The organism is Natronolimnohabitans sp. A-GB9 (assembly GCF_030848565.1).
GTDB lineage: Archaea > Halobacteriota > Halobacteria > Halobacteriales > Natrialbaceae > Natronolimnohabitans.
In genome coordinates this window covers 188,044-214,185 of record NZ_JAVDDV010000004.1, presented here as the reverse complement: position 1 = coordinate 214,185, position 26,142 = coordinate 188,044, and the positions used below count along the sequence as shown (strand labels likewise).

19 protein-coding genes are annotated in these 26,142 nt (G+C 60.8%); 11 read left to right on the top strand and 8 right to left on the bottom strand.

The genetic code is table 11. The annotated features are described in order from the left end of the window. Window positions 1–53: 53 nt before the first annotated feature. Window positions 54–440, bottom strand: a complete 387-nt coding sequence (locus RBH26_RS07675; RefSeq protein ID WP_306757611.1) for a hypothetical protein — start codon at window positions 438–440, stop codon at window positions 54–56. A 179-nt stretch (window positions 441–619) separates the two neighbouring features. Here RBH26_RS07675 and RBH26_RS07670 point away from each other — a divergent pair, with 179 nt between their 5' ends. Then, on the top strand, window positions 620–937 hold the full coding sequence (locus tag RBH26_RS07670; RefSeq protein WP_306757610.1) for a DUF5783 family protein: 318 nt from the start codon (window positions 620–622) through the stop codon (window positions 935–937). Between the two features lie 255 nt (window positions 938–1,192). Next, window positions 1,193–1,564, top strand: coding sequence for a NifU family protein (locus RBH26_RS07665; RefSeq protein ID WP_306757609.1), 372 nt, complete (start codon window positions 1,193–1,195; stop codon window positions 1,562–1,564). An 81-nt stretch (window positions 1,565–1,645) separates the two neighbouring features. Here RBH26_RS07665 and RBH26_RS07660 read toward each other — a convergent pair whose 3' ends face one another. Beyond that, window positions 1,646–2,557, bottom strand: a complete 912-nt coding sequence (locus tag RBH26_RS07660) for a ketopantoate reductase family protein (RefSeq protein ID WP_306757608.1) — start codon at window positions 2,555–2,557, stop codon at window positions 1,646–1,648. Window positions 2,558–3,085: 528 nt separating this feature from the next. Between RBH26_RS07660 and RBH26_RS07655 the strand changes: the two genes are divergently transcribed. After that, entirely contained in the window at window positions 3,086–3,994 is a 909-nt protein-coding gene (locus tag RBH26_RS07655; RefSeq protein ID WP_306757607.1) for an alpha/beta hydrolase, read from the top strand. 228 nt (window positions 3,995–4,222) lie between these two features. Here the strand turns inward: RBH26_RS07655 and RBH26_RS07650 are convergent, their stop codons facing one another. Together RBH26_RS07650 and RBH26_RS07645 are read right to left on the bottom strand one after the other, a co-directional pair. Beyond that, window positions 4,223–9,976, bottom strand: coding sequence for a DNA-directed DNA polymerase II large subunit (locus tag RBH26_RS07650; protein ID WP_306757606.1), 5,754 nt, complete (start codon window positions 9,974–9,976; stop codon window positions 4,223–4,225). A 1-nt stretch (window position 9,977) separates the two neighbouring features. Continuing rightward, window positions 9,978–10,433, bottom strand: coding sequence for a PPC domain-containing DNA-binding protein (locus RBH26_RS07645; RefSeq protein WP_306757605.1), 456 nt, complete (start codon window positions 10,431–10,433; stop codon window positions 9,978–9,980). Window positions 10,434–10,693: 260 nt separating this feature from the next. Between RBH26_RS07645 and RBH26_RS07640 the strand changes: the two genes are divergently transcribed. From RBH26_RS07640 to RBH26_RS07610, 7 genes are all read left to right on the top strand, one after another. Beyond that, window positions 10,694–12,283: an ABC transporter substrate-binding protein gene (locus tag RBH26_RS07640; RefSeq protein WP_306757604.1), complete on the top strand. Its 1,590-nt coding sequence runs from the start codon at window positions 10,694–10,696 to the stop codon at window positions 12,281–12,283. Between the two features lie 114 nt (window positions 12,284–12,397). Beyond that, a complete protein-coding gene (locus RBH26_RS07635) occupies window positions 12,398–13,396 on the top strand; it encodes an ABC transporter permease (RefSeq protein ID WP_306757603.1) in 999 nt (332 codons plus the stop codon). A gap of 23 nt (window positions 13,397–13,419) precedes the next feature. Continuing rightward, on the top strand, window positions 13,420–14,442 hold the full coding sequence (locus RBH26_RS07630; protein WP_306757602.1) for an ABC transporter permease: 1,023 nt from the start codon (window positions 13,420–13,422) through the stop codon (window positions 14,440–14,442). Window positions 14,443–14,445: 3 nt separating this feature from the next. Then, window positions 14,446–15,627: an ABC transporter ATP-binding protein gene (locus RBH26_RS07625; protein ID WP_306757601.1), complete on the top strand. Its 1,182-nt coding sequence runs from the start codon at window positions 14,446–14,448 to the stop codon at window positions 15,625–15,627. After that, the gene (locus tag RBH26_RS07620) at window positions 15,624–16,970 is read left to right on the top strand and encodes an oligopeptide/dipeptide ABC transporter ATP-binding protein (RefSeq protein WP_306757600.1); all 1,347 of its coding nucleotides are present in this window, start codon (window positions 15,624–15,626) and stop codon (window positions 16,968–16,970) included. The genes RBH26_RS07625 and RBH26_RS07620 overlap by 4 nt, the downstream gene beginning before the upstream one ends. A 278-nt stretch (window positions 16,971–17,248) precedes the next feature. Further along, complete coding sequence (locus tag RBH26_RS07615; RefSeq protein ID WP_306757599.1) at window positions 17,249–17,407, top strand: hypothetical protein; 159 nt, start codon at window positions 17,249–17,251, stop codon at window positions 17,405–17,407. 157 nt (window positions 17,408–17,564) lie between these two features. Then, on the top strand, window positions 17,565–18,104 hold the full coding sequence (locus tag RBH26_RS07610; RefSeq protein WP_306757598.1) for a hypothetical protein: 540 nt from the start codon (window positions 17,565–17,567) through the stop codon (window positions 18,102–18,104). Between the two features lie 137 nt (window positions 18,105–18,241). On the opposite strand, the gene RBH26_RS07605 is transcribed toward RBH26_RS07610, so the two are convergent. From RBH26_RS07605 to RBH26_RS07595, 3 genes are all read right to left on the bottom strand, one after another. Beyond that, window positions 18,242–18,679, bottom strand: a complete 438-nt coding sequence (locus RBH26_RS07605) for a CARDB domain-containing protein (RefSeq protein WP_306757597.1) — start codon at window positions 18,677–18,679, stop codon at window positions 18,242–18,244. Between the two features lie 180 nt (window positions 18,680–18,859). Then, window positions 18,860–20,557 (bottom strand): PGF-pre-PGF domain-containing protein, encoded by a 1,698-nt coding sequence (locus tag RBH26_RS07600; protein WP_306757596.1) that lies wholly within the window; start codon window positions 20,555–20,557, stop codon window positions 18,860–18,862. 28 nt (window positions 20,558–20,585) lie between these two features. Next, a complete protein-coding gene (locus RBH26_RS07595) occupies window positions 20,586–23,705 on the bottom strand; it encodes a hypothetical protein (protein WP_306757595.1) in 3,120 nt (1,039 codons plus the stop codon). A 409-nt stretch (window positions 23,706–24,114) separates the two neighbouring features. Here RBH26_RS07595 and RBH26_RS07590 point away from each other — a divergent pair, with 409 nt between their 5' ends. Then, window positions 24,115–25,515 (top strand): RNA-guided endonuclease TnpB family protein, encoded by a 1,401-nt coding sequence (locus RBH26_RS07590; protein ID WP_306757594.1) that lies wholly within the window; start codon window positions 24,115–24,117, stop codon window positions 25,513–25,515. A 55-nt stretch (window positions 25,516–25,570) separates the two neighbouring features. On the opposite strand, the gene RBH26_RS07585 is transcribed toward RBH26_RS07590, so the two are convergent. After that, on the bottom strand, window positions 25,571–26,077 hold the full coding sequence (locus RBH26_RS07585) for a hypothetical protein (protein WP_306757593.1): 507 nt from the start codon (window positions 26,075–26,077) through the stop codon (window positions 25,571–25,573). Window positions 26,078–26,142 lie beyond the last annotated feature (65 nt).

Below are 26,142 nucleotides of genomic sequence, written 5' to 3'. Positions count from 1 at the left end.
TCGCCGCTCTCGTACTGGCGATCGGTGTGTACATGCCAACGACGCCGTCGGAGCTACCTCGGCGCCGGGCTATCGGGAACGGAATCCGAGAATCGGACCCGCTCGAGGGCGGTTCGAACCTCGATCGGATCTGGCAGTTCGTCGGTCGTTTCGTGAATCGAGTGCATACACTCGAGTAAACCCTCGACGGCAGCCTGTCGGGTCGAGACGCGGCCGATCGATTCGGAGACCGTCCGGTCGCCAAGCGAGAACCGGTATCGAAGTTCCCAGTAGCGACAGAGCCCGAGTCCCGGATGTGAGCAATCGGCGCTCGTCCGATCAGCGATGAGTTCGATCGGTGGCTGCCCGTGACGGTACTCGATACAGCCGTCACAGCAGTCGATTGGGCCCCATCCCGGTGGTAACGCTTCGCGTGGGATGGGCGGTTGATCGGGAGGCATGTGGCTGCCTGAGGAGGGTCGTGGGGGTGTTGGTTCCGCTTGCGTACGCATCGTCCGTATATCGGATACCGATACCGAGTCAATCGGTTGTCATCGATAGTAATACGACATTACCGGCGGTGAAAACCAGTACGCGGCCGATCGTCCGACTTTTGTCCCCGCTGGCCCTGGACTCGAGTATGGCCGACTTCGATCCCGAGAAATTCGAAGACAAGTACGCCAACTACTTCCCGGAACTCCAGCAGGCGTACAAGAACGCGTTCAACCGAATGAACGAACAGTACGACTCGGAACTCGTCCACGCGATCGACCAGCAGATCCTAAACGAGAGCGAACCGTTCTACGAAGGCGACGGCGAGTTCCGCGTCGAACTCCCCGACGATCCCTACGACCGACTTACCGGCGTCCTCGTCGACGAGGAGCGATTCGAGACGGTCCTCGAGCGCCACATCGACGAGATCGAGACCGAACTACAGCGGGTGTTTGGCTTCGCCTGATTGGATCCCATACCGTCGGACAGCAGTCAGTGAGCCGTCGGTCGCGAACGCGCGGCCGTCACCGTCGGGACGGCCGCAGTCGCGCGACCGATCGTCGACTCGTGCTGTCCAACAGTATATCGCCCGGCACAACCACAGACGGCAGTCGTGCCAGCTGGAGCTACAGCAGGCGGACGAGCTTCGATACCACAGTGATAGCGGCGACCGATCGTGGAGGACGGAAGGTTTAGGGGGGCTCATACCCAAGGGTGGTCTATGAGCACCGAGACCCAGAACGACGGGGACGACCTCGAGGACCGCGTCGCAAACTTCCTGCGGCGCAACTTCCCGCAGATTCAGATGCACGGCGGCAGCGCTGCGATTCAGGATCTCGACCGTGAGAACGGTGAAGTCACCATCGCACTCGGCGGTGCCTGCAGCGGCTGTGGGATCTCGCCGATGACGATCCAGGCGATCAAAAGCCGGATGGTCAAAGAGATCCCCGAGATCGAGAAAGTCAACGCCCACACCGGAATGGAAGGCGAACCCGACATGGGCGGCGGTGGCGGCGGCATGAGTCCGTCGTTCCCCGGCGAGACCGTCGACGACGACGGCGAAGCGGACGAAGGACCGGAAGCCCCGTTCTAACGTTCGAGCGATCGTTTTCGTTTCATTTTCTCACTCGACTAACAGCGACGGGACCGACGAGCTCGATAACGAGGAGGCGTCTCAGCGAAGTTCCCGTCCGCGTTCCCACGTCCGTACCAACGACGTGAGCAGCCGGTTCGTCGCCACCTCGGACTCGAGGCCGCACTTGCTCGCTCGCTCGACCACGTAGCCGTTGATGGCGTCGATCTCGGTCCGTCGCTCGGCCAGTACATCCTGGTGCATCGAGGACGTGTTCGTGGCCGTATCGCTCGCGACGGCCTCGAGTGCAGCCAGCGCCTCCCGGTCCGTCAGGGAAACATTACAGGAGCGGGCGACCCGCGCCGTCTCGCGGGCTGCCCCCCGGGCAAGATCGTTTCCGTCGGCCTCGAGGACGGCACCGTTTTCGGTCCTGGACAGGGCCGTCACGGGGTTGATTCCGGCGTTGACGGCCAGTTTCTCCCACAGTCGGCGGGGCATGTCGTCGGCGACAGTCGTCTCGAGACCGGCCGCGGCAAAGCGATCGCCGACTCGGTCGGCGTACGCCGAACGGCCGCCCTCGCGAGGGCCAAGGACGATCTCGCCGATACCGGTACACTCGACGCGGCCCGGCTCCTGCAGGACCGCGCCGTAGGAAGCGGTTCCCGCGAGGACCGGGATGTCGAGGCGCGAAGCGAGCGTCTCCTCGTTTCCCATGCCGTTTTGAAGCGAGAGCACGGTCCCGTAGCTCCCCGTCGCGAGCGTTTCAGCGGCCGCGGCCGTATCGAACGACTTCACCGCAACGATCGCGAGGTCGGCCTCGAGACCGTGACCGTCGGTCGTTGCCACCGGTGTACTCGTTACTTCGAGTCGTCCGGTCAGTTCGAGACCGGACTTCCGTACGGCGCTTACGTGTGGATCGCGACCGACGAGGGTGACCTCGTGAGACGGATCACGTGCGAGGACACCACCGACGAGGCTGCCGAGGCTGCCAGCCCCGAAAACGACGATCTGCATGCCACAGCGTTGTGTGAGCGCGAGTAAAACGATTGTCGTCGGCAACGAGGGCAGCACGGACTGACGGGGCAGCACTCAGAATCGGGATATCACACGATATAAATGGATAACCGCGATATAGAATACTGCTGGTCGGCAAACTAGCGGTCCGTTCGTCCTGAAAACACGACATCTTATCATACGGTAATAGAAAACAATATACACACCAGGTTCGGACACCCGGGGGATGATAGGTAGCCGTCCTACCGAGGCGATTGACGGAGCGGCACCGACCGAATCAACGGGATCCGGACCGGTGAAACGAATGCTCGAGCCGTCGATCGACGGGACGACGGTCGGCGAACGGCCAACGCGACCGGAAACAGTGGTTCATACTGCCGAACAGAACTATCGTGCGAATTCACCGAACTGGAACAGCGAATTCCCTTCAGTGAGTTCTGTCCAGCAGTATCAGTCAGTGAGCCTACCCGTCAGCTGCTTGCCCGTTTTTGATTTGTCACCATCCCCCAATACGGGTGTGATCCCCGTATGACGGGAACCGGCGTGACGACCGTTGGTGACTGTCGGATCGGTTACCGACGGGCGGGGTCGAGCGGACCGCCCGTCGTCTTGCTTCACGGTGCCGGCATCGACGATGCAACCGTCTCGTGGCGACACGCGATCGATGTGCTGGCCGAGGACTACCGCGTCTACAGCCTCGACTGGCCCGAGTACGGGCGCAGCACGGGTGACGTCACCCACACCATCGATACCTACGTCGACGTCCTCGACGGCTTCCTCGAGACGCTCCCCTTCGAACGCGTCTCGCTGGCCGGCATCTCGATGGGCGGGGGCGCAGCACTGGGCTACGCCCTCGAGCACCCCGACCGACTCGACCAGCTGGCGCTCGTCGACAGTTACGGACTCGGCGGGAGACTGCCGAACGCGCTTCCATGGAAACTGTGGGCACAGGTCCCCGGAATGACCGAATTCGGGAAGATCGCTGCCGGCGCCACGAACAACACCGTCCGACGAGTTCTCGATTCGCTGGTCGCCGACGCGGACGAGTTACCCGACCAGTTCGTCGAAGACGTCCGCGAGAAGCTTATGGAACCGGGCTCGATCCAGGCGTTCAAACAGTTCCAACAGAACGAACTCTCCTTTAACGGCCGCGTCGCGACGAACTTCGTCGACGACCTCGAGTCGCTGTCGGTCCCGACACTGCTCGTCCACGGCGAGGACGATCCGCTCGTCCCCGTCGAGTGGTCGATCCGGGCCGCAGGTCGGATTCCGGGTTCCGAACTCGAACGGATCGAAAACTGCGGCCACTGGGCGACGCGAGAGCGACCCGAACGGTTCAACGAGATCCTCCTCGAGTGGCTCCCGGACGATCGACGCGTTCCGACGTCACAGTATCCGAAAGCCGAGATCCCAGGGCTGACTCGAGCGAGTTACTGATCGGACGCCGTCAAATATCGCGAATCCGGCCGAGAGAGGTGTGGTCTGCCGGACAGCACGATTCATCGGGTGGTCGCACGACTGCGGCCGTCTCCGGGGTGATTAGCGGAGTAGCTGAACCCCTCGAGAAAGACCGTTACCCACCCAAACGACGAGCGTCCGAGTTGGTTCTGGTACCGTACAGAACGTATGCAGACCACTCACGTCGCACCCACGGAGCAAACGGGCCTACATGAAATCCTCGATCCCACTCTGTTTGTTTTTGTCGTTCTCGAAAATACTCTCGAGTGACTTCTCGAGTACCTCTAACCGCTGTTTCGTGTAGTCCCGACAGTCGTACTCCTCGGCGACCTGGATCGCGGTCTGCATGTACTTGTTGACCGAGCCCTTGTGGACGGTGAGATTGACCCGGCCGCCACACTCCCGACAGTCTCCGGTCAGTGGCATCCGGCGGAACTTCTCGCCGCAGTCGAGACACCGCGTCTCCTGTCGAGAAAAGGCCCGCAGGTTACCGATCAGGTCCGGCAGGAAGTGATACTCGATGACCCGCTCGGCGACGTCGGTCTCGTCGACGGCCTCGAGTTTCCGCGAGAGTTCCAGTTGGGCGTCCATCTTGTCCATCATCGAGCCAAGCGTCTTGTACGCCGAGAGGTCGGGCCCCATCGCGATGTCGGTGGTGTCGTGGGTGTGCTCGAACCCGGTGTACTCGCCGTCGGTGCCGAGCGTATCCTCGCCGATCTGGATGTCGACCTCCTCGGGGTCTGCCTGCTCGAGAGTCGCGAGGTAGAAGTCCCGAGGGTACTGCTGGACGATGTCCATGTTGTGGGCCTCGTCGTCGATCTCGGAGGGGTCGATTCTCGAGGACATGACCAGGGGTGCGTCCATCGAGTTGTGCGCGTAAAGCCAGTTCGCCGTGAAGATCGGATCACCGCCGACTTGCAGGTCATAGAGGTAGCCGTCGTACTCGACCCGCTCAATGTCTGTGATCCGAAGATACGAGAGGTCGCCGTCGACCAGTGGCCGGATCGCTTCGAGTTTCGGCTCGGCTTCGTCCGGCAGGTCGCGCTCCTCGAGTTCGTCGACGATCTCTTCGAGTTTCTCGAGCGAGATGTTGTCGCGGCGCTTCAGATACTTCGGGATTAGCTGCGTGATTCCCTCGATCGCCATCTCACGGATTTCCATCAGTTCGTCGGGAATGGAGACGACGAGACTCTTCGGCAGGTACGGTTCGTCCCCGTCGAGAATTTGCTTGAGCGGATTGCGGGACGCACCGCCGGAGACGGAGACCGTATAGATCGGTTGCCGCGACGGATCTCGCTCACGACGCGAGACGTTCGCGACGAGTCCGAGTCGGTGACAGCAGAACACGATCCCGTCTTTGACGTCTTCGCTCGTCGTGTGGAATCCGATCGACGTGTAATTGTCGTCGCTGGATTCGGAGCCGTCGCCGGCGATGAACCCGCGAAGGAACGCGAGGACGACGTCACGCTCGGATCGGAGGATACAGTCGGGAACGATCTTTTCGCTCGAGTCGTACGAGTCGCAGTCCTCGAAACCGAGTTCGTGCAACACGTCGAAGAAGACGGCCGGGAACGCGACCTCGTAGGCCTTGTTGGACCAGCGAACGCTCGGCTCACAGCCGAGTACGGACTCGGTTGTCTCGACGACGCGATCGACGAGGTCCTCGTCGGCATTGTGAATTGCCGGTCGGGTTCCCGAAAGTGTCCCTTCAGCGACGAACATCCCGATCAGCCACGCGAAGTCCTCGTCGACGTCGATGTGTCGATCGATACAGTCCGAGGACCCTTTCCAGCCGATCGAACAGTCGTCAGGGAGATCAACGTCACCCTGTTCGGTTTCGATTTCGTCGAGTGTTTCTCGACGGACCTTCTTCTTCGAGAGTCGATACGAGAGGCCACCGTCGAAAGCAACGCGCGTATCACCGCCGCGTTCTGCCTCGTTCCAGACTTCGGTTAGCCACTCCTCGTGCTCGTCGTCGAGCAACACGTACGGCTCTTCGACGCACTCGAGCGCGTCGATCGTCGTCTCGACCGGTTCAACGTCGAGGTTTTGCGGTGCAACGACGAGGTCACCTTCCTCGAGGTCAGACCCAGCAACCTCCTCGATCCCGTCGTCGTATCGGAAGAGGCTGTGATCGGTCGTGATCTCGAGTTCGCGACCGAACTGCGTGGAGATTCGCAGTAGCTCTTCGCCGTCGTCGGCCTCGTACCGGATCGCCTTCTCGATCGGCTTCGGTGACGCCTCGTGGTCGTCGTCGAACGCATACGTCGTCCATCCCTCGAGCGCGGCGGTCTTCTTCTGGAACTTGCCGTCGATCTCGATTGGGACCTCGAGTTCGTCCCAGAACTCGTCGAAGGTCACGAACCGAAGGTTCCCGTCGGGATCGAACGCGATCAGCCGGGAATCTTCGGCGACGCTGCCACCGCGCTTGTCGGGGAGGTACGACCGCGAGAAGTTCAAGAGGCCGTCCATGAGCAACATCACGCAATCCTCGTCCCCGTCACATTGCGCCGTATGTAGTCCGTTTGCGACGAGCGTGTTCGTGTCCGAAACCGTGAGACAGTACGTGTATTCGACATCGGATGGGACGATTTCGGCTCGTTCTACTATATCAACCTCCGGACGGCCACCGTCTGTGATACCCGCTGCTCGTGCATTCGAGTTCGCTCCGTTCGTCGAGTCAGCATCCGCTGGGGTCGGAATCCCGTCGCCGGCCTCGAGTTCGCTTGCGGCGACCCGCTCGAGACCGTCGTTCCAGACGACCATCGTGTGGTCAGGTGTGACTGTCAGCGACCGACCGCCACGGGTTTCGACGCGGATCAGATGGTCGGGTGCGGGATGTTTCGAAACGGCCTCGACCGATCGGGTTACGTGGCGTCCGTCGTCGTCGATCGACGGAACGGCGACGGATCCGTCGAGGTCCTGAATCAACGTCCCGAAGTCGTCTTCACGCGGATCCGCCAGTCGTGACTCGACGAACGTCTCGATGGACGCTTCGCGTTCAGTTCCAGACTCGTCTACGTACCGAATCGTGGTTTCCGGGTGAAAGCAGTTCCGCCGCTTTGCCGCGTGAAAGTACGGGTGCGCGTATCCGACAGCCGCGCTCGTAAAACCAATCACTCTTCCGACAGTTGCGGCAGACGTGTGCGGCGCCATCCCGAACACCAGTTCACCGACCAGATCCTGGCGATCCTCGAGTTCGTAAAACGGCTCGAGGCCGTAATATTGCTCGAGGAGGTCGTCGATGAAGGCGGCCGTCTGCATCATGTGCTCGGCCGCACCGTCGGAGAGGACGATGTCCTGCACGTTCAGTTCCACGAGCTGGTCCTCGTGGGTCAGGGGCTCGCCGTGGATGTCAGTCTCGTAGCCAAGCGCCTGTAGTTGGCCGACGTCGACGTCGAGTTCGCTGGCCCGGACCGACGTGACGGGGAGGTCGGTCATGTCGTAGCGGACGGTCCCGTCTTTGAACGCCGAGACGTCGTGTTTGGCCCGCAGAATGCCTTTCTCGATCGGTTCGGGGATCTTGTTCGTCGAGGACAGCCCCTTGACGCCTTTCAGGATGTCGAAGGCGTTTTCGCGTTCGCCGACCGAGTCGAGCGCCGATCGGTACTCCTCGTTGATGTCGATCTCGCGGTGTTCGACACAGCTTCCTTCGACCTCACAGCGGTCACATTCGACGCGACCGGCCTCGTCGGGCTCGAGCGCCTGGTCACAGTCGGGACACCGGTAGTCGGGTTCGGTGCGTGTGTTGCAGTCGGGACAGCGGTTCTTGAACGTCTCCGTGTCACAGCTTGGACACCGCTGGCGGCCGACCTCGAGTTCGACGATACCGGGGGTATCCCGCATCGTCTCGGCGTGTTTGGCCGCGTCGGCGACGTTTCGCTGGGCGCCGCCGGCCTCGCCGATCGGGAACAGCGTGTGGACGGGCGGGCTCAGATCACGCCGCTCCGACTTTTCGGGCCGACCCATCCGGTTGCCGATTCGCGTCGGAGCGCGTTCGCGGACCTCGAAGGGGGCGACCTCGTTGACCGCCTCGATCGCGTTGTCGCCGTCGTCTTCGTGGCCCCAGTTGCGGGCGCGTTCCGAGAGGTCGTCGTCGGTCCAGGTGCGCTCGAGTTCGATCGCCGGCTCCTGGTCCTGGTCTCGTGCTCGATCGTCGGGTTCGAGTGTGGCGCCGTCGGCGACGGCCTGTCGTGGCTCACAGCCGACCGTCCGGGCGAACGGCCGCCAGTCGTCGAGTTCGATCCGGTTCTCGTCGGGCCGCTGTCGGTGTTCGATGACGATCGTCTCGAGGGCTTCGCCGACGGAGTCGGCGTACTCGAGGACGAGTGTGTCGTCAGCGTCGTCGGCGCTGTCGTCGGCGCCTTCGATCCGGCCGTCGGCGACCGCATCGGCCAGCTCACAGAAGGCCTCAACCGACAGGTCGTGCCAGAGGTAGGTGTACTCGGGGTGAAGCGGCGCGTCGTATTCGGTCGCCCACTCGAGGGCCGTCTCGGGATCGGGGAACTCGAGGTCGATCCGGGGATCGTCTTCGAGTGCCTGGACGTCTACACCGGCGGCCTCGAGGTCCTGGATCCACCACTCGTAGGTGTAGGAGGCAGGAGCAAGCGGGTGGTTGTTCTCGACGAACTCGCCGTAGTTGACCAGGTACTCGCCGAGATCGAGGATCTTCTCGACGCCGTTTCTGATCTCTTTGGCCTCCTCGGGGTCGTCGATCCGACGGACGTCGCCGTTTGCCAGTTTGACGGTCGGGCCCTCGATGGAGTCGACGGGGACGACGCCGGCGGCCTTGCCGGGGCGTTCGGTCTTGATCTGGGTTCCCGTCGCGAGGAAGTCGTCGACCAGGTGCATCGCAGCGGGATGGACGCCGGCAGTCGCAAAGCCGTGGTTGCGAGCGCGGCCATACCGGAGTCGAAACCCGCCTCTCGCACAGGGATGGGAAAAGACCGGTCGGCCGGCGATCAGGTCCCGGAGGAACTTCGTCGATTCGTCGACCCGTGGCGGGCCGACCGATTCGTCTTCGTCGTCGGCATCATCGGGGTCAGCTTCGGATTCGGCCTCGTCTTCGTCGGCGTCGGTGTCAGCTTCGGCTTCCGTCTCGTCGCCCGCGTCGTCACCGTCGCCGTAGTTGCCGTCGATGAGATCCTGCAGCCACGGCCAGTCGATCTCGTCTAAGTTTCGGGTGTAGCGCTGGATCTTCGGAGCCTTGAGCGCGATCCCCTCTGCGAGGACGAGACACATCCCACCACGGGCGCTGTTGGTGTCGACGCGCTCTAGGTCACGAAAGCCCGAGACCTCCTCGTCGCCGGTGGCCTCGCCGTCTAACATGATCGGCATGTGCTCGGCGATGAACTTCGTCTCCTTCCCCTTGGGCGTATACTGGAGACCGGTCTCCTTGTCGTAGAGGTCGATCTCCTCGGCGTAGCGTTCGATCTCATCGTCGCGGGCCCTGTACTGATCGAGGCCCACCAGTGCGCGTGTGTAGTCGGCGACGAGCACCGACAGCGCCTGTGCGGTCCCACCGGCAGAGCGGATCGGCCCCGCGTAGTAGACGTTGACGAACTCGGAGCCGTCGTCGTTCTCGAGAATTTCGACCTTGTCGATCCCTTCGATCGGTGCGGCGACGACCCCCTCGGTCAGGAGGGCGACCGCAGTGCGGACCGCGCCCTCGACCTTGCCGGCTTTCGTCTCGTAGTCGCCGACCCGTCCCTCCGCGAAATCCTCCGCGAGTTCCAGTGCGGCCTCTTCGCGGCTCATCTCGCCCTCGAGTTCGCGAACGCGCTCGGCGACGCCGTCGATCCCGAGGATGTTCTCGACGCGGTCGGCCATGTCGCGTGCGGTCGGGATCTCGACTTCGGGTTCGGGGTCACCACCGCGCTCTTTGGCCCGTTCGGCGACGTCGAAGGCCTCGTCTAACTGGGACTCGAGGCGCTGGAAATAGTGTTCGTCTTCCTCGCGCATGTCAGAGCCAGAGGTCGAGTTCGGTGGTGTCGTCGTACTCGCGCTCCAGCCCGTCTTCGAAGACGCGCATGTAGAGTTCGCCCGCCCACACCGTCGCCTCGTTCAAGTGGCCGGCGTAGGTCGTTCCCTCGTCGTCGGAGAGGACTGCGTGAGTGTGTGCAAACCGTTCGTACTCAGTCTCACTGTTCTCGGTATCTGACTCGGAGACGTCGAGCCACGAGACGTTGCCAACGCAACTGGCGACCTCGAGTGGCTCGTCGAACTCGATCGGATAGTACTCACACTCCGTCTGATCGTAAAACCAGAGTTCGGCGTCCTGGACCGCGCCGAGGGCGGTAAACCAGGCCGCGTCCGCCTCGACCTCGCTTGCAAGCGACTCGATCTCGGCCCGCCAGTCGGCGCCGGTCTCGAGGCGGGCGACGTACTCCGATTCGGTCTCGACCGCCCGATAGTTCATACGCACCACCACTGTCGCCACACCAAAAATGCCACCGGTCTCCTGCCGTCTCGGCGATCGGCGCCGTCGCACGATCGAGCGTGCAGTGGTTCCCGTCGCCGAGCTCGATCGTGCGACCGCACTCATTCTTTATTTCATATATTATAAGTGGAAACGAGAGAGTGAACGGAACGACCGTCCAGTTATGGTCACGGTAAGCCACTCTTGGCATATTGTACCGTGATAACACTAATATAGCACGACAGTCATTGTATAGTAGAATGGTACATGATCAGCTCACCGCCACGCGGCGGCAGCTTCTCGCGTCAGGTGCAGCGGTAAGTACAGCGGTGGTGGCCGGCTGTATCGGTGGGGAAGAAGGGACGGGTGAGGGACTCCTGTATACCCAGGAGGTAAATCCCGAAGGGGACTTCGACCCCGTCATCTCCAACGACGCCTACAGCGCACAGGTCATCCACCAGGTGTTCGACGGCCTCTACGAGTACGACTACGACCTCGAGGTACAACCCAAGCTCGCGGCCGGCGAACCGGAGGAGGAACGCGACGGGGAACGGTACATCATCGAACTCGTCGAGGACGCGGAGTTTCACAACGGCGATCCCGTCACCGCCGAGGACGTCGTTCACTCGTTTACCGCGCCCATCGAAGAGGACACCGACAACCGCCCGGAGTACGACTTCATCGACGTCGACGGCACCGAGCCCGTCGACGAACACACGGTTCAGATCGACCTCGAACATCCCTACGGCGCGTTCCCGACGCTGACGGTGGCGACGTACGTCGTCAACGCGGACGTCCGAACCGACGATCCGGACGCATACAATACGGATCCCGTCGGCTCCGGCCCCTTCACGTTCGAGGACTGGGCCTCCGACGAGTTCGTCGAACTCGAGGCCTGGGACGACTACTGGGACAATCCCCAGCCCGAACTCGAGTCGATCCGGTTCGAGGCCGCCGAGGACGACGCGGGCCGGGTCTCTCAGATCCTCGCGGGCGACACCGACGCGATCGCGACGGTTCCGCCGGAGGACTGGGACCAACTCGAAGGCGAGGAGGGGATCGACGTCCACCGGACCGAGAGTCCTTCCTACCAGTACGTCGCGTTCAACTGCAACGAAGGCGAGACGACAGATCCCGACGTCCGTCGAGGGATCGCACACGCGTTCTCGATGTCCGAGTTCGTCGATGCGAACCTCGGCGAGAGTGCGACGCCGATGGAGACGCCGATCCCGCCGATCGTCGACGATCTCGGCTGGGACTTCTCGATCGAGGAGGAGCCACCGGGCTACGACCCCGACGAGGCCCAGTCGCTGCTCGAGTCCGGATTGGACGATCCGGACGACTGGAACCCCACGATCATCGTTCCGCCGGACGACGTCCGTATCGCGCTGGGCGAGCTGATCGTCTCGCGGCTGGACGAACTCGGCTACGACGCCGAGGTCCAGAGTCTCGACTTCGCAACGCTGACCGACACCTACATCTCGGGAGATGCGGACGACTACGAGATGTACATCCTCGGCTGGACCGGCGGTCCCGACCCCGACGTGTACTTCTACAACCTCTTCCACGAGGAAAACGCCGGAGTCACGCAGGGTCACTTCTACGAGGGGAGCGACGACTTCCACGACAACATCCTCGAAGCACGGGAGACGGCCGATCAGGACGATCGGCGCGAACGTTACACCGAAGTCATCAACGAGATCATCGAGGAGATGCCGGTGATGCCGGCCTACTCCGAGCACAACACGATCGCGACCCAGGAGTACGTCCAGGACGTCCAGCCCCACCCGAACGTGTCGTACAACCCCGAACTCGTCTCCGAGGCGAACAACGTCAGTCTCGAGGAGTGACGGTAACGGCACGCCTCGAGCGACGCCGTCGCACCTCGAGCGACGGCGAGGCGGGACGAACCGATCGCAGAGGGTGCGCGAGTCGACGCAACGACCACGACCGAAGTGAACGACATGGGACTGCTCAAGTACACGATCTACCGGCTGTTGCAAGCGATCCCCGTCCTGATCGGGATCTCTATCATCACGTTCGTGCTGGCGAACCTGGCACCGGGCGATCCGGTTCGGCTGATGTTACAGGGCCAGCAGGTCGACGAGGAACTCGTCAGGGCGATCGAACAACGCTACGGGCTCGACCAGCCGTTGCACGTCAGATACTGGAACTACATGACCGGGCTCGTCCAGGGCGACCTCGGCTACAGTATCCACCGCGATCGACCGGTCTCGGATCTCATGGTGGAGCGAGCCGGGCCGACGCTGTTGCTCGTCGTGTCGGCGTACGTCTTCGCGATCGTGACCGCGATCCCGCTCGGGATTATCGCGGCGAAGCGACGGAACAAGCCGACCGACCACGTCTCGCGGATCGTCGCGCTGGTCGGCGTCAGCACGCCGTCGTTCTGGATCGGGATCATGCTCATCATCATCTTCGCGGTCCAGTTAGGGTGGCTTCCCTCGGCAGGACTCGTCTACCCCTGGCAACCCCCAGAAGCCGCGGGTTACGACAACCACCTCCAGCTGTGGGCAGCGACGATCGAACACCTGCTGTTGCCGATGATCGCGCTGGGAACGCTCCAGATGGCGACGTTGATGCGGGTCGAACGGACCCAGATGATCGACTCGCTCCAGCAAGAGTACGTCAAACTCGCCCGCGCGTACGGCGTTCCCGAGCGGACGATCCTTCGAAAACACGCGTTCCGCTCGGCACAGCTGCCGATCATCACGATCATCGGACTCAACCTGTCGACGGCGCTTGGCGGTGCCGTCCTGATCGAGACTGTCTTCGCCATCAACGGGATGGGACGGCTGTTCATCGAGGCGATCCAGCAACTCGACTACCAACTGATCATGGGGATTACGATGGTGCTCGGCGCCATCTTCGTGATCGGCGTCGTCATCACCGACATCTCCTACGCGTACATCGATCCACGAGTGACCTACGGGGAGCGTGAGTGACGATGCTCGGAGGTGAACCCTGAATGGCGACGACCGAATCACAACTCGAGGAACAGGAACCGGGCGCGCCGGAGGCAACGACGGACGACGAGGACGTCGAGGCCCGCGTCGGGTGGCGGTACACGTTAGCAAAGGTCAAGCGGGATGCGACAGCCAGAATCGGCTTCTACATCGTCGCGATCGTCCTCGTTATCGCGGCGTTCGCGGCAGTCGACAGCAACCTCTCACGGCTCACGTTCGGCGCGCTGTCGGATTATCGGGCCGCACAGGCGCTGCCGTTTTTCGAGCATCCGACGGCCCTCCCCGAGTCGGGTGAGGCCCAGCGAAACGTCCCACCCGCGTTCGTCGACGGCGGAACGCTTTCCCATCCACTCGGGACCGATCCACAGGGACGTGACTACTTCACCCGGATCGTCTACGGCTCGCAGGTGTCGGTTAGCGTCGGCCTCGTCGCGACGGCGATCGGGCTGATCGGCGGGACGATCGTCGGCGCCATCTCCGGCTACTACGGCGGCTGGGTCGACGACGTCCTGATGCGGGCCGTCGAGACCCTGTACGCGATCCCCCCGCTCGTGCTCATCATCGTCTTCATCGTCTTCGTCAGCGATGGGAGCCCGGACATCCGATACGCCGTCATCGGCGTCGGGATCACGTTCATCCCCGTCTTCGCCCGCATCATCCGCAGCCGGGTGTTGTCGGTCCGGGAGATGGACTACATCGAGGCCGCCCGCGCCGCCGGCGTGAAAGACCGCAACATCATCCGCAGACACGTCATCCCGAACAGTTTCGCACCCGTGCTGGTGTACGCAACGCTACAGATCGGCGTGACGATCCTGATCGTCGCCGGCCTCTCCTTTCTCGGCTACGGCGCCCAGCCGCCGACGCCGGACTGGGGCGAGATGCTCCGGATCGCCCACGGACGGTACATGCACTCGAACATCTGGCTGTCTATCTGGCCTGGCCTGGCGATCCTCGTGACCATTATGGGCTTTAACCTGTTCGGCGACGGGCTCCAGGACGCGCTCGATCCACGCATCAAAAACTGACACATGAGCTCCGAACCACTCCTCCGCGTCGAGAACCTGAAGACACAGTTTTTCACCGAAAGCGGCACCGTCCGCGCCGTCGACGGGATCTCCTTCGACGTCCACGAGGGCGAGATCGTCGGCCTCGTCGGTGAATCCGGCGCCGGCAAATCGGTCGCCTCGATGAGCCTGTTGCGACTCGTCGACGACCCCGGCGAGATCGTCGGCGGCGAGATCAGCTACAGGGGTGAGACGATCTTCGGCCTCGAGGAAGGTCCCGACGGCGAGTTACGAGAACGCGAAGAGATGCTCTCGGAATCGGAGATGCGCGAGCGGATCCGCGGCCGGGAGATCGCCGTGATCTTCCAGGATCCGATGGAGACGCTCAACCCCGTGTTCACCGTCGGCGGCCAGCTCCGGGAGTTCATCGAACTCAACCGTGACCTCCCGAGCGACGAGGCGAAAGCACAAGCGATCGACATGCTCCGGGAGGTCGGCATTCCGGACCCTAAAGAGCGCTACGAGGAGTACCCCCACCAGTTCTCCGGCGGGATGCGCCAGCGGGTGCTCATCGCGATGGCGCTGGCCTGCGAGCCGAACCTGATCATCGCCGACGAGCCGACGACGGCCTTAGACGTCACCGTCGAGGGCCAGATCTTGGATCTCGTCGACGACCTCCAGGACCGGTACGACACGAGTTTCATCTGGGTCACCCACGACATGGGCGTCGTCGCCGAGATCTGTGACCGCGTGAACGTGATGTATCTCGGCGAGATCGTCGAACAGGCACCGGTCGATGAACTGTTCTACGAGACGAACCATCCGTACACGAACGCCCTACTCGACTCGATGCCCCGCCCCGACCGGACCGTCGAGGAACTCGATCCCATCGAGGGGGTGATGCCGGAAGCGATCAATCCACCCTCCGGCTGCCGGTTCCACCCGCGGTGTCCGGACGCACGCGAAGTCTGTACTCGCGTCCATCCGGAACCCCTCGAGGTCGACCGCGCAGACGGCTACCCTCACCGGGCGGCCTGCGTGAAACACGACGTCTTCGACGTCGGCTACGACGAGAGCGTTCCGCTCGAGGCAGGCGACGAGGCCGAGACGGGCGTCGGTGAGACGGGTACCGAAGCGAACGTCGATTCCGACTCGCCCCTCGAGGAGGATCAGGCGTCGACCGACGGAGGTGAGTCGGAGCGATGAGCACGCCGGACGACCCCATCGGCTTCGGAGAAAGCGACAGTTCCCACGGTGAGACCCTCCTCGAGATCGAGGGACTGACGAAGTACTTCGCGGCCGACTCGGGACTGTTCGCGGGCCTCAACTTCGAGCCCGATCAGTTCCCGCCGGTGAGCGTCGGCATCGATCAGGTCGAGGCCGTCGACGACGTCTCCTTCGAGATCAAAAAAGGCGAGACACTGGGACTGGTCGGCGAGTCGGGCTGTGGCAAGAGCACGCTCGGACGGACGATCCTCCGGTTGCTCGATCCGACCGACGGCACGATCCGGTTCAAAGGCGAGGATCTGGCCGAACTGAGCGGCGAACAACTCCGCCAGAAGCGCTCGGAGATCCAGATGATCTTCCAGGACCCCCAGTCGTCGCTTGACCCCCGGATGAAGGTCGGCCGAATCATCGAGGAACCGATGCAAGCACACGACATGTTCGACGACGAGGGCCGGGAGGCGCGAGCCAAGGAGTTACTCGAGAAGGTCGGACTCGATCCGCGTCACTACAACCGCTATCCGCATGCCTTCTCCGGTGGTCAGCGCCAGCGGATCAACCTCGCACGGGCGCTGTCGGTCGACCCCGACTTCGTGGTCTGTGACGAACCTGTCTCCGCACTTGACGTCTCCATTCAGGCCCAGGTGATGAACACGATGGAGGAACTCCAGGACGAGTTCGGCCTCACCTACCTCTTTATCGCCCACGACCTCTCCGTGATCCGCCACATTTCGGATCGGGTCGCGGTCATGTATCTCGGCCATATCGTCGAACTCGCAGCGAAAGAGGAACTGTTCGAGAACCCCCAACATCCCTACACGAAGGCGCTGCTCGAGTCGATCCCTGTCCCCGATCCGCGGGAGTCGGGTGCCCGCGGCGTCCTCGAGGGTGAAGTGCCGAGTCCGCAGGATCCACCCTCTGGCTGTCGATTCCGGACACGCTGTCCGCGGCTGATCGCTCCCGAGGAGTACGACGTCTCCGACGAGGAGTGGGCCCACACCCGTGCGTTCATGCGAGCGGTCAAACGGCGAACGTTCGAGGCGACGTCGGCCGCCGAACTCCGACGGAAGTTCTTCGACGGCGAGTTACCGCGGGGAGAGGCGGGTGAGATCGTCGACGAGGCGATCGATCTCCTCGCGACCGATCGTGATCGGGACGGCGAGGGCGATGGGACGGTCACCGAAGACGACTGGAACGACGCGGCCGAACTGCTACTCGAGTCCTTCGCCGAACGGAGCATCTGTGCCCGAAAACGACCGGCCTACGACCTCGAATCGGAGTACGGCTCGGAGACACACTTCGCGGCGTGTCACCTCCACCGTTGAGGGTCTCCTCACCAGACAAGGCGATACTTCCCGAGACGAGTGCAACAACTCGTGGCGGCGGCTCCGGATGCAACCAGCCACCAAATATACGATTTCAGATATTTGTGAGTCGGCCTCGAGACCCGTAGAACTGTATCGAATAATCAGCCGTTTTCTGACGTTATATGGTTTGAAGCACGCATTCGTCAGCTGCCGCGGTCTGCATCCGTCATCGGCTGAACGACACAATCTTTCATCTCGAAAATACTTATGTACACTCGGATATTGCTTACTCATGTATGAGTAAAATCCTCGCTACCGTCACGGCAGGAACGAAGCGACTCGCGAAAGCCCGACGAACGATCCGACACTCCCCCGAGTTCGGTGTCGATCAGTCGACCGACGAAGACGACGGTCCCGCGACGCGTATTCCACCCGGTGGCTTCCTCACCGGATAACAGTGACCGATGAGAACGACGGTGAACAGCGACGTCTTCTCCGTTCAGCTATTCTGTCACCCAAACTCCGTGTAGTAGCGATAGCAGGCCCGCCCGGTTATTAATACTGCGCCTTACCATAATACTCTTAAACAATAAGTCGGAGTGTAGTAGTCGTATGACAGATACGCGACTCTCCCGACGGAAAGCGCTCAAGGCGAGTGCTACCGCCATTGCAATGGCTACTATCGCTGGCTGTACCGGAGACGATGACGCTCCGGCGGAGGAGACAGACGAAACCGATACCTCGGAGTCGAGCGACGACGACGACGGAAACGGCTCGGAATCGGACACGGCGACCCTCGAGTTACTCGCCGAGGAGGAGATCGACCACGAACACGCCTGCGGCCACGCGAAATTCGACGACCGGGAGCCACTGACCGCCGGTGAGACGAGCGACGAGGCGCCGACGGTCGAGGAGACCCACGTCATCTGGGAGGTGACGTACGAAGGGGACCACGGCTACGTGCGCTTCGACGCCGACGAACACTGGTACGATGGCCCGTTCGTGTTCTATACGGCAGATGGCACGGCAGTCGTCAGCGATGGCTCCGAACTCGAGCGAGACGACGTCGGTGACGACTGTGAACCGCTCGATGAGTACGTCGAGGTCGAACCCGAGGATGGACTGATTACACTCGAGGTCGGCGAATCGTAGCTTCGGCGACGAACAGCATCTGTCGCCAGGAGATTGCCGCACAGAACCGAAGTGAGAATCGAAGCGGTATCGGTCAGCAGCGCGGACGCAAGCAGCGATGACCGAACTCGACAGTTTCCACACCGTACGACGGTTCGCTACTCGATGTGGATAGTGTGCGAGTGCTGCCGTCGGAGATACGTCACCCCGACGATGACGCCGACAGCACCGAGTGTCGCTACGACACCGAACCCAGGGATGGAATCGTCCGAGTCTGCTCCCGCGTCGGCTTCGTCATCGCTTCGCTCCGTTTCGTCTCCCGCGTCGGCTTCGTCGACCGTGATCGTCACTGACTCACTGTCGTCAGGTGTGGAAACCGTGTGCTGGTACTCGCCTTCATCGTCGGGCACGGACGTATCGAACTCGATCGTCCGAGATGTACCGGCATCGAGATCGATCGTCTCCTCCTCGACCTCACCGGCAAACTCGTACGTGACCGTCGTCGTTCCGTCATCCGTCCCGGTGTTCGTGATCGTTGCCGCCACGTCGAGAGACGACGCCGGGGACGCTTCCGACGGCACGTCGAGGTCGGTCACCTCGAACGTCGCGTCGGAGGGTTCGACGACGGTGATCGACTCGCGTGTCGTCTCCGTCTCTCCAACCTCGTTCTCGACGGTTAGCTCGACATCGATCTCCCCGGAGTCGTCGACGACGACGTCGACTCGTTCGCCGGTCAGTTCGCCGCCGTCGACGACCCACTCGTAATCGAATTTTTTCTACTCCAGATCTGCCGAACGCCAGCCATGGCGGGCGATAATCGCTACAAGGAGCGCACCAACTGCAGTCATCATACCAAATCCTGATATCGAGTCATCCGATTCATCGACAGATTCAACGTCTTCTTCCTCTTCGGGTTCAGGCTCAGACTCGGGTTGGGAGTCCCGTTCAGAATCTGGGTCCGATTCAGTGTCTGGGTCCGATTCTGTGTCTGCTCGATGTTCGTCCTCGATCTCGGCGACGGCAAACAGTGAGAAGCCACTGGTTTTGCCGCTGAAAATAACCTCCTCGTCAGTTTCTTCTTCAACCTCAGTTGAAAGCTCTTCCCAACCGTCATCAGCTTGGTGGAAGATGCTCGTTTGCTCGGACTCGTTAATATCGTCAGCAGCGACACTCATGGTGACGGCTGCAGGTGTGTCTTCCCCATCATCGTCCCCGATGGTGATTCGGGCAACGGTGCTGACAGTTACCTCAGGCGTGTCGGTGTCTGTGGTACCATTATCAACGACATCCTCTTCGAGATCGTCGATGATGTCCTGTTTGATTGACTCCGCTGTGGTTTCGATGACCTCGTCATTCTCGGTGAACTCCTCGATGCTCACTGACTCTACGTCACCTTCGAGTACAATCTCTTCGACACCCTCGGTTTCATTACCGCTATCGACAGTGATATTTTCGGCAGCCTCGGCAGCATCTTCATCGATCTCGATTTCCGTCTCACCATCTGGTTCAGCCTCGTCGACCGTCGAAGCGACATCTTCAATGGTGGTTACCTCGTCATCCGTTTCGTTTTCTTCCTCTTCTTGTTCGTCCTCTTGGTAGTCTTCTCGGTCGTTGGCCGGTCCTGTGATATCACCGTCTTCGGTAACTTCTATATCGAAGACCCCGTCGGATGGCGTCTCGACTTCTATGTACCCATCAAGCGACGGACACTCATCCACGTCACCGCTTTCGAGAATGGTTCCGTCGGCGGGCGACAAGTCGGCACCGGCCTGGTAGAAAACCCACGAGTCGAGGCCAGGGTAACTAGAGTGCTCATTGTTATCGAACCGGATGTATCCCTCGTCACCCTCGTAGGTAACCTCCCAGATGACGTGATCTTTTACAACCACAGGTGCATCGTCAGGTGAATTGCCCGCTTCGAGCGGTGTGCGCTCGTCGTGTTCCCCATGAGTGCATGCATGATCGTTATCGATGTCTGTTTCAATGAGGAACTCGACGGTCCCAGAGCCTACATCTGCGTCATCACCGTTGTCACTATCGCCTCCATCATGGCCGTTGTCCGGGTCGTCCGGGCTGTCGCCGAACGTCTCGGCTGGGAACGTGAGGTCTTGTTCACTCAGTCCGGGGTCTAGATCGACCGGACTCTCGAGAGCTTCCGGACCGGATGCATCTTCGACGTGGAACGATACCTCGTCACCTGCAGCACTGTCAAGACTGAGTTTTTCGTCGAAGGTATCAGGGCCACCGTACTCACCTGCGGTTTCGACAGCAATCTGTCCCTCAACCTCTCCCTCAACGACAGCGACGATTGTCGTATCACTGTCTGCAGCATTCCCATCTTCATCGACGGCTTCACCGTAGAAACTTGCCGGTGGGCCCGGTGGATCGTCCTGTGCGACTGCAACAGTCATACCACCAGCTGTGGCTACGGATACGACCACGATTGCAATGATGAGTATTCTGAAGTACTTCATGAAAATGTGAGTGAGAACTTTGGTTAGCTTATTCGTCTGTTCCGTCGAGAATAGCCGAGCGCTCGACTGGATCGTAGTTCGGTCCGACTATCCCACGGTCGGTTCGCTCGGGATCGTCGACGTACACCCAGTACGTGTCAAACCCAGCGATCGATGCCGATGGGTCTAGCTGCGTCCGCTGCTGGTCGTCGAAGACCGTGACACCGGCGGCAGCCGGATCGATGTTTACCAAGTCCTCGTCAAGGGTTCGAGTTCCATCGTCCTCACCGACTGCGAAGTTGGAACTTGCGAGGTGCCATCCGTTGGAGAGTTGGGCGTCACTCGGAGCTGGTCTGCTATCAGTCTCAAATTCGTACCCGAGTCTCGCATCATCTGCTGCCCCGATGTACAATCCGCGGTGCAGGTCATCCGGGTTAGCGATAATATCACCGTCGCCGTACTGTGCTCCGAGACTGACGTAACTCTGGTTGGCGGTGTCCCACCGGTCGATCGTGTCTATCGATTCAGTGTGTAGGGCCGCCGGCTGTGGGAGCGATTTAGTGGTGAATTCGTTTTCGAGGGTGTGCACTTCGTGGACGAGTTCGACCTGAGCCTCAGTCTCGGTCTCGACTCCCGCAATCTCGACCGTCGCCGGTCCGGATTCGACGTCGTCGGCGATCGCTTCGGTGTCGATCGTCGCGTCGGAAATTTCGCCGTCTTCGATGGTGACTCCAGTAGTCGATGCGAGGACGGATCCGTTACGGGTAAGCTGGATCGTTGCACTCCCGTCGGTGATTTCGTTGCCGTCGGCGTCAGTCAGCCCATCGGCAGTCACCGGAAGCGGCTCGTCATCCGAAACGATGCCGGCGAAGTCGTGTCCTGCAGTCGTCTCGTTTGCAGTTGTGTCCGCACTGATCTGGAAGTCGATCGTTCCGTCGTCGGGCGTCTCGACCACCATATACTCGTCGAGCGTAGCACAGTTGTCGACCGTACCGCGCTCGAGGACGTCGGCTTCGACGGGGTCGGCAGATCCGTCGGCCGTATAGAAGACGAACGGACCGTCGTACCAGTGTCCATCAGCGTCGAAGGACACGTATCCGGCGCTGTCTGCATACGTCACGTTCCAGATGACGTGTGTATCGTCTACGACGGGCGCGTCAGCAGGGGCCTCGGCCGAATCGAGGGGCGTCCGTTCGTCGAAGTCCCCGTGGAAGCAAGCGTGGTCGTGATCGACGTCTGCCTCTCCAAGGAATTTCACACCCGCAGGAACGTCTACCTGGGCAGTGATCGCCGGCGTCTCGTACTCGAGGTGGTCGTCGTGGTGGAGTTGGAAGACGAGGTCAGCGTGACCGTCGCCTGCGCCGCTCAGAAGAACGCTGTCGCCGCGTTCGTTGATGCTCACGAGTTCCTCGTCGGACTCATCTGCCAGTGCGACGTCGAGCTCGTACTCGTCGCCGATATCGATTTCGTTGCCGTCGGCGTCCTCGGCGGACACGTCGAGTTCGACGGGCTCGCCGCCGTACAGTTCGGGAAGCTCACCGTGCCAGTGGTCGTCGTGAACGTCGGCGACAACATCGTCGGTGTCCGCATCGATAAGTTCGAACGTACCGATGCCGGTGCCAGCGTGGTCGTCCTCGCTAACGGCCACTTCGATAGCGGGCGTTTCGTAGTCGACGTGGTCGTCGTGGACGAGCTGGAAGACGACGTCAGTGTGGCCTTCCGATTCGCCCTCAATGTGTACGTGGTCCCCATGCTCGTCAACGGAGAGGACTCCGTCTTCGGCACCGTCGGCGAGCTCGACACCGAGCGAGTATTCCTCGCCGCTCAGGTCGATTTCCTCACCGTCGGCGGTCTCGATGTTCGCACCGAGCGAGATGTGCTCTCCTTCGTCGACATGTGGGAGTTCGCCGTGCCAGTGATCGCCGTGGACGTAGGCAGCTACCTCATCCGTGCTGCGGTCAACGATTTCGAACTCTTCGATCTCACCATCGTCGTGGTCGTGATGTTCGACTTCTACGTCCATCGCGGGCGTTTCGTAGTCGACGTGGTCGTCGTGGACGAGTTGGAAGACGACATCGGTGTGACCTTCTTCCTCACCCGCTATGTGCACGTGGTCACCGTGCTCGTCGAATGAGACGACTCCGTCTTCGGCACCGTCGGCGAGTTCGACACCGAGCGAGTATTCATCGCCGCTCAGGTCGATTTCCTCGCCGTCGGCGGTCTCGATGTTCGCACCGAGCGAGATGTGCTCTCCTTCGTCGACATGCGGGAGTTCGCCGTGCCAGTGATCGCCGTGGACGTAGGCAGCTACCTCGTCCGTGCTGCGGTCAACGATCTCGAACTCCTCGATTTCATCACCGACGGCCTCGTCGACGGTCGTGCTGTCGGTGTCGAGTTCGTTCTCCAGAGTATCGCTTTCGTACAGCGTTACGGTAACGTCCTCTCCGGCGTTGAGGTCGAGCCCAGCGTCGCCAATGTCGACGGTGAGGGTCTCGCCTTCGCCGACTGAGTCGTAGGTTTCCTCGTTACCCTGGTCGTCCTCGACGAGCACGACCCCGTCAGTGAGCTCCGTGTAGTCCGACGTCGTCACGTCGACACTCTCGTCGTCAGCGTTGATGTCGTCCTGGACGCTGATTTCGCCGGCAGCGTCGTCGCCGTCATCGTGTTCGTCGCTCGTGAGCTGGAGGTTGAACACGCCATCTTCGGGCGTCTCTACCTCGGCGTAGCTGTCGAGGTCGCACTCAGGCACGTCTCCAGTCTCCAGAACCTCGCCGTCGGTGGGCTCTAGGTCAGCGTCAGCGTAGTAGAAGACCCACGAGTCGAGGCCAGGGTAAATATCGTGCTCAGTGTTATCGAACTGCACGTATCCCTCGCCACCGTCGGTGGTGACGTTCCAGATGACGTGATCGTCCGTTACAACAGGGGCGTCTTCGGGCGAGTCACCCGCATCGAGCGCTGTCCTGTTGTCGGCTTCGTCATGTGTGCACGCATGGTCGTTATCGATATTTGTTTCGATGAGCAGTTCAGGGCCGTCGGCCTCTTCGGGCGGAACATCTCCAACAGCGCCGACTCCGGCGACGAAAGCTGTGCTCGCAAATAACAGTATAGCTACTAGAATAACACCGAATTTGAGTGCCTGTTCAGCCGTCGGATGTGTCTTGCGAGGCATGCTGTTATCAGTAGATGTTCTTCTATTCAAGAATGTTATGATCGAGACCTATTTTAATATAGGTATTTTTATTATTGTCTGAAGAGAGTATATAATGTCCTGAAATCACAGTCAAAACCGGCTCTAACGGCTAATATCCGAAGGTATCGATAAAACTGTTGGAATAGAGGGCCTGTAGACCCTTCTAATAACAGCGCGAGAAGACGAGGGAATCGACGTCGAAACGCATCGGTCGATGTTGAGACGTCACCGAGAACAAGTTCGAACAGGATCGTCGTCGTACGGAAAATTCGAGGCGAAAGCCTCGCCCGTTAGGGCGAAATGAAGCTGATATGATATACCACTTTCCACGTGACTGAGGTACTCTGTAATCCCAAAGTTTATGATATTTGACTGTATATACGTGAGTGTGAGCGACCGGCCACAACGAACGAATACGTATACTGCCGAAGCAACCAGCGACAGGTATCGGCAGTGTCTGTTCGATTGGCTGGCCGCCCAACCGTCACTCTGGAATCAAATCAACTACCGACGCCGACAAGCGTATTTCAGTGATGATGGTGACGTATGGGACGCCGAGTACACCGACCTCTACGACGAGTACGCACCTATCGTCGGGAAAGCGACGTGCCAGCAGATTGCTCGCAAGAATAGCGAAGCGTGGCGCAGTTACTTTCAGTTGCTCGATCAGTACCACGATGAGTCTTCCCCAGCAGTGACCGAGAACCCCTCACCACCGGGCTACTGGGGCAACCGTAGCGATGGCTACGAGTTGCACGGCCTCGTCCGTAACGACCTCTACACGTTTGACTGGGACGAAGACAAAAGTACGCTTGAATTTGGCGTCGGTAACGTGCTTGAAGACCGCTACAATTTCGAGTATCAAGAGCGCATCACGCTCGAAGTACGCGGCAACCCACAGTGGAACGGTGACGACAGCCGATTGGAACTCATCTACGACGAACACGCTGACCAGCTTCGTGTCCAGCACCCTGTCCGCATTCAGCCAGACAAACGCAGAAAACAGCGGCAGGATGTCTTCACTCACACACTCGACACCGAGAACACGACGCAATCAGCAGCAATCGACGTAGGTGCAAACAACACGTTGGCTATCGTCACAGAGTCCGGTGACACTGCTGTGTACCACGCCCGCCCTGAGTTCGACCGGTTCCAGAGCTATTCGGAGCGAATCGCTACACTCCAATCGGAGCTTCCAAACGATGCGTACACCAGCCATCGAATCAAGCGGCTGTACGACGCGCGGTCACGGAGTCGTGACCACAGCCGTGATGCGGCGGTGAAACACGCTGCTGAATGGCTGCTTAAACGCAACGTTGACACAGTGTACGTTGGCGACTTGGTCGATGTGTTGGACACGCATTGGAGTGCTAACGTGAACGAGAAGACGCACAATTTCTGGTCACACCGGCAACTCCTCACCAGGATACGACTCACCGTAGGTGATGTTGGAATCGCTGTTGTGGAAGTGAGCGAAGCCGACTCAAGCAGTGAGTGTCCCGAGTGTGGGGGCTGCGATGTGACTCGGAGAGGCGATTTGTTCCGGTGTCACGACTGTGCATTAGACGGCCACAGTGACGTGGCAGGCGCGTGGAATATCTTGCAGCAAGAAGTGGGGTCGATGGCTCGGCCCGCTGCCCTGTCTGCTGAACGCGGCAGGGGCGCACCTCGTGAGGGGGCGTACTGGCAGTGGAATGAACACGACTGGATACCTGCCGATTTTGGGGAACAGTCGCGTTCGCTTGACCAACCCAGCGTCAGTAAACCCGCAAGTTCACAGCCGGGGTAATCAACTGGCTGGATTACCCACGGAGGAATCCTCGCGCTTCAGCGCGGGGAGGAGGTCAATCGAGTATCGACGACGGATGTTTGAGGTAGACGTCCTGGTCGGTCACCCGTTGGTAGAGTTCGTACAGCGTCTCGACGGCCGCTTCGTCGGGAGCGAATCGAATATGCGGTGCACTGTGATAGCCACGACAGCTGACCAGGAAGAAGTACAACGTGCGGTGATGGTCGGGCGTCGCGTCGACGACGCCCATCCGTTCCCCACCCAAATCGTCCGAGAAGTCGTTCAATAACGCCGCGATGTCGTCCTGGAGCTGTTCGTCAGGACGGTATCGAGGAATGCCAAACGACTGTTGCATGTACGTCGTCGCCGCCTCGAGAAACGGGTTCGCGTCCAGTCCGGTCGGGTCGACGGCCTGGAACGTCTCGTAGAGTTCGAGGACGGTCGTCAGTTCCTCGCGAGTGACGGCGATCGGGACGACGGGGTCGCCTTTGGGGAGCGAGTAGTCCGGAAACGTGTGTGTCTGGGGATCCGGTAACTGGGCGAACAACTGCTCGAGGGACATGCATGATACCACGGCACACGAACCTAAACGGTTACTGCCGTCACTCGACTATCGAGGCGTGGAGA